Origin of the sequence: Nostoc sp., from assembly GCF_036917455.1 — a bacterium.
In the GTDB taxonomy this organism is placed as follows: domain Bacteria; phylum Cyanobacteriota; class Cyanobacteriia; order Cyanobacteriales; family Nostocaceae; genus Nostoc.
Map to the genome: position 1 here is coordinate 1 of NZ_JBALDK010000075.1, position 5,307 is coordinate 5,307.

Here is a 5,307-nt window from a genome sequence, read left to right on the forward strand (position 1 = left end):
TGAAACGAACCACAGAGACACAGAGAACACAGAGGAATGAGGAGGAGAGAGTTTTTTCGTCAGTTTTTTGAGTATTTTTTTATTTGGAAGTCCCTAAATAGGTTTCAGATAAGATCCCCCCGTTTGCGGCGACCCCCTTAATAAGGGGGTAAAAATCGGGAAAAGCTCCCCTTTTTAAGGGGGGTTGGGGGGATCTCCGAGAGACAAACATATTAACCAAACCGTATCGCCCCATCTCTTATTACAACAAACTCATGCGAATTCCTACCGCCACCTATCGAATTCAGTTTACACCCCAGTTTGGTTTTGACAATGCTAAAGCGATCGCAGCTTATCTAGCAGATTTGGGTATTTCCGATTTATATGCCTCCCCCATTTTCAAGGCCCGATCTGGGAGTACCCACGGTTACGATATAGTAGATGCCACTCAACTTAACCCAGAACTGGGAACGAATGAATCCTTTGATGCCTTAGTTGGCGAAGTCCAATCTTTAGGTATGGGCTGGTTACAAGATATTGTACCCAACCACATGGCCTATAGCAGCGAAAACGATTACTTGATGGACATATTGGAACACGGGCCAGATTCCAGTTATACTGACTACTTCGATCTTTCTTGGAATGCTCCCTTTGGCGATCGCCAAGAGCGAATCCTCGCACCGCTACTAGGAGATTTCTATGGTGCATCCCTAGAAAACGGACATATTCAACTTCAATACGAACAAAACGGTTTAACCGTAAACTATTACAGCTTAAAACTGCCGCTAAGATTAGAATCTTATACAAAATTTATTACCCATAATCTGGGCAAACTCACACGCACACTCGGACGCAATCATCCCGATTTTATTAAACTATTAGGGATTTTGTATATTCTCAAAAGTGTGCCTTCAGAAGTTGCGGGAAAACAGCGACAAGACCAAATCGCATTTATTAAAGGATTGGTTTGGGAACTCTACAGTACAAATGATGCCATCCACGAGTTCATTGACGAAAATATCCAAACTTTCAACGGAGAACCAGGTAATTCAGAAAGCTTTAACTTGCTAGATGAATTACTAAATGATCAATTTTACCGTCTTGCCTTCTGGAAAGTCGGGGCGGAAGAAATGAACTATCGCCGTTTCTTTACCGTCAACGAACTTATTTCCGTTAAAGTTGAAGAAGTGCGAGTTTTTAATAACACTCATAGCCTAATTCAAAAGCTAGTTGAAGAAGGGAAATTTACCGGCTTACGCATTGACCATATTGATGGACTCTATAACCCAATCCAGTATATAGAAAGGCTGCGGGAAAAAACGGGAGATGTTTATATTACGGTCGAGAAGATTTTAGAACTCACTGAAGAATTGCCAGAAAACTGGGCAATCGAAGGGACATCGGGATATGACTTTCTTAACTATGTAAATGGCGTATTTTGTCAAACTGAAAATGAATCATCCTTGGATAAAATTTACCAGAATTTTATTGGTTCAAGAGCAGATTATGCCTCAGTAGTGAAGGATAAAAAGCACCTGATACTAGAAAAGAATTTAGCGGGTGATATTGACAATTTGGCTCTTTTGTTAAAGAACATTTCCAGTAAATATCGTTATGGCAATGATTTTACGCTGAATGGTTTGAAAAGAGCGATCGCCGAAGTTCTAACCCTGTTCCCAATTTACCGTACCTATATTACCTCCGATGGAATTGGGGATAGCGATCGCGCCACCATTCACGAAGTAATTAACCAAGCCAAAGAACAAACGCCCCTGTTGCAGCACGAACTGACCTTTATTGAAAAGTTAATGCTGCTTGAGTTTGATAACTCTCTGACTCAAACAGAACGGGAACAGTGGATATACTTTGTCTTGCGGATGCAGCAATATAGCGGGCCGCTAATGGCTAAAGGTGTAGAAGACACCACATTATATGTTTACAATCGCTTGCTGTCGCTAAATGAAGTCGGGGGAAATCCCAGTCATTTTGGGATTGAATTAGCCAAATTTCATACTTTTAACAAACAGCACCAAGCAACTTGGCCTCACACAATGAACACCACAGCTACCCACGACACCAAACGCGGCGAAGATGTGCGGGCCAGGTTGAATGTGTTGTCAGAAATCCCCGATGAGTGGGATCGGCAGGTAAATACCTGGAGTGCTATTAATCGAGGAAATCGCAGTCATCGCCACGGGTTTGCTATGCCCGATCGCAACGATGAGTATTTTATCTATCAAACCTTTGTAGGGGCGTTTCCTTTTGCGGAACAAGAACACGCATCCTTCGTGGAACGAGTGAAAGATTATATAATTAAGGCAATTAGAGAAGCAAAAGTGCATACAGCATGGTTGCGACCTGATAGCGAGTACGAACAAGCTTGTACTTCCTTTATTGAGAAGGTACTCGATCCTTCCATCTCCGAGGAATTTCTAAAAGCCTTTCATCCCTTTCAACAGCGAATTGCAGACTATGGGATATTCAATTCCCTTTCCCAAACTCTACTGAAGATTACTACACCTGGCGTACCCGACTTTTATCAAGGAACAGAACTTTGGGAATTAAGCCTAGTCGATCCAGATAATCGCCGTCCCGTGGATTTTGAACAGCGACGTACTTACTTAAGCGCCATCCGCGAACAAGTGAAAACAGATATTCTCGGACTGATTCAGGAGTTACTGAACGACAAAACAGACGGTAGAATCAAACTGTTTTTAACGGCTCAATTACTCCAAGCCAGAACAAACTATGTTTCATTGTTTCAGGATGGCAATTATCTGCCGTTAGAAGTTCAGGGAACCTACGCCAATCAGATTATCGCCTTTGCGCGACAGGAAGGGAATCAAACAGCGATCGCGATCGCGCCTCGCTTTTTAACCAGCCTCATCCAGCCTGAAGAAAACCCCTTGGGTGAGTCAGTTTGGCAAGATACACACCTGCTATTACCCTCTGGAACTTCCCTCAGCTGGAAAAACGTTCTCACTCAGCAATCTTTAGAGGTAACAGAAACATTATCTATCGGATCTGCCCTAGCTCATTTTCCAGTTGCTCTATTGGTTAGTAGTGCCGAGTAAATAATTCGTAATTCATAATGGGCTACGCTAACGTAATTCGTAATTCGTAATAAAGCTCTCTGTGAGTCCGCAAGCGTCATTAGTAATTACGAATTATGATGAATCTGTCTCACGCAGAGAAAACACCGTAAAACCTCTATGTACTTTTGCGGTTTTCTTCTCTACGAGAGGCTACGCCAACGCGAATGCGTCTCTCTGCGTTTAAAAAATTCTTCCAAACTCCTCAACATCCTGTCAAATTAAATTATGACCACTCCCCTAGCACTTACCACCACGCAGATTGACAACGTGCGGGCCCATATCAAAAAGACTTGGAAAACCTTAACGCGATCGCACGAACACTTATTACAATCTGCCAAGGATACCAAACTAGACCACAAAACCGATACTCCCTGGCTCGTCTACATTTCCCCCTTAGAAGATTGTCCCAACATTCAAAGTGTGTTAGAGCGATCGCTATCTGCAAAAGATATGCAACGGCTAGAAATTCGTACTTTACCCTCCGAAGTCGAAGCGATTAAAAAGCATGGCTTACTATACTTACCAGGGCCTTATGTCGTACCAGGTGGTCGATTTAACGAAATGTATGGCTGGGACAGCTACTTTATATTACTGGGACTTTTGCACGATCGAGAATGGGAACTAGCACAAAACCAGGTAGATCAGTTATTGTACCAGGTGAAGCATTACGGCACTATCCTCAATGCCAACCGGACTTATATGCTGTCGCGATCGCAACCCCCTGTCCTCAGCATGATGGTTTTGGCATTATTCCAGCACACCCAGGATGAAGAGTGGTTGAGGACAACCGTATCCCTTTTAGAACAATTTTACTATTACTGGGTAGTACCGCCCCATTTGAATCCCGGAACCGGCTTATCCAGATTTTATGCCTTTGGGGAAGGTGCCGCGCCAGAAGTTGTGTTTTCCGAGCGCGATGAGGAGGGAAAAAGCCATTACGATCGCGTCAAGGAATATTACCAAACCTATGAGGTTGAAGATTACGACGTTGATCTTTACTACGATCGAGAAAATGACAAACTGACCCACCTATTTTACAAGGGCGATCGCACCATGCGCGAGTCCGGTTTTGATATCACCAACCGATTTGGCCCCTTCAGTGCTGATATCCTCCACTACGCTCCTGTGTGCCTCAACAGTTTGCTATATCAGGTAGAACAAGACTTGGCGCAAATTAACAATATTTTGGGCAACGAACAACTAGAAAAACAATGGCGCGATCGCGGCGAATATCGGCGCGATCGGATCGATAAATTTCTCTGGAATGAAGAACGAGGACTCTATTGCGACTATCACTTCCAGGGTGGAAAACGCCGTTGCTACGAATTTGCTACCACATTCTATCCCCTGTGGTTAGGAATTTCTTCTCAATCCCAAGCCCAGCGCGTCGTGGAAAATCTCTCTTTGTTTGAAGCCCCAGGCGGAATTCTTACCAGTACTCATGTCACCGGAAACCAGTGGGATGCACCTTTTGGTTGGGCACCATTGACATTAATTGCTGTGCAAGGACTTCACCGTTACGGGTTTCATACAGAAGGCGATCGCATTGCCAATAAATTTCTGGCTATGGTGGTTAAAGAATTCGAGCGTCATAACACCCTAGTTGAGAAATATGATGTTGAACGCTGTTCTGCCAACGTTTCTGACGATATTTCCTTTGGATACAGTTCTAACGAAGTTGGCTTTGGCTGGACAAATGGAGTAATTCTAGAACTCCTAGCAGCCCGTGGGAAAAAGTGAAACTTTTACACTCATCGACATCCCGCCCTGAACTGAAGACTCAGGGCGGGATGGGAGCAATGCTCTAACAGTGAGATGGGTAAGCAGGGGAGGCAGGGGAGGCAGGGGAAGAGAAAGAAATAAGTGTAGAAGCAGTCTGTTTCGGTAGTAAAAAATACTAAAAATGCCTCTTTACTCCCCCTGCTCCCCCTGCTCCCCCTGCCTCAAGAGCCTATTTCACGAGGATCTCACTTTTTCGCGTTGCTCCCGGGCGGGATATAAACACAGTGCTAGTAGTCTATCAAGGTAATTTTGATGGATAAATCAATTTTTGATTCTCTTCTTTTGCGATCTTTGTGCCCTTTGCGGTTGTTTTTTTATCCCGCAAAACTAAGTTGATAGACTACTAGATTCATTAACGAATGGCACTAAGAAAAGCTCTAAGCTATGCGGGATAGGCACTACAGATTTTAAAGCTATTGAACAGTGAAGGTTGAGATATGGGATTGGCGAT

General features: G+C 43.7%; 2 protein-coding genes. Both read left to right on the top strand.

The annotated features are described in order from the left end of the window. The first annotated feature begins 254 nt into the window (after positions 1-254). Positions 255-3,053, top strand: coding sequence for a malto-oligosyltrehalose synthase (gene treY / locus V7K42_RS08655; protein ID WP_334915312.1), 2,799 nt, complete (start codon positions 255-257; stop codon positions 3,051-3,053). Positions 3,054-3,299: 246 nt separating this feature from the next. After that, entirely contained in the window at positions 3,300-4,814 is a 1,515-nt protein-coding gene (locus tag V7K42_RS08660; protein ID WP_334915314.1) for a trehalase family glycosidase, read from the top strand. Positions 4,815-5,307: the final 493 nt, after the last annotated feature.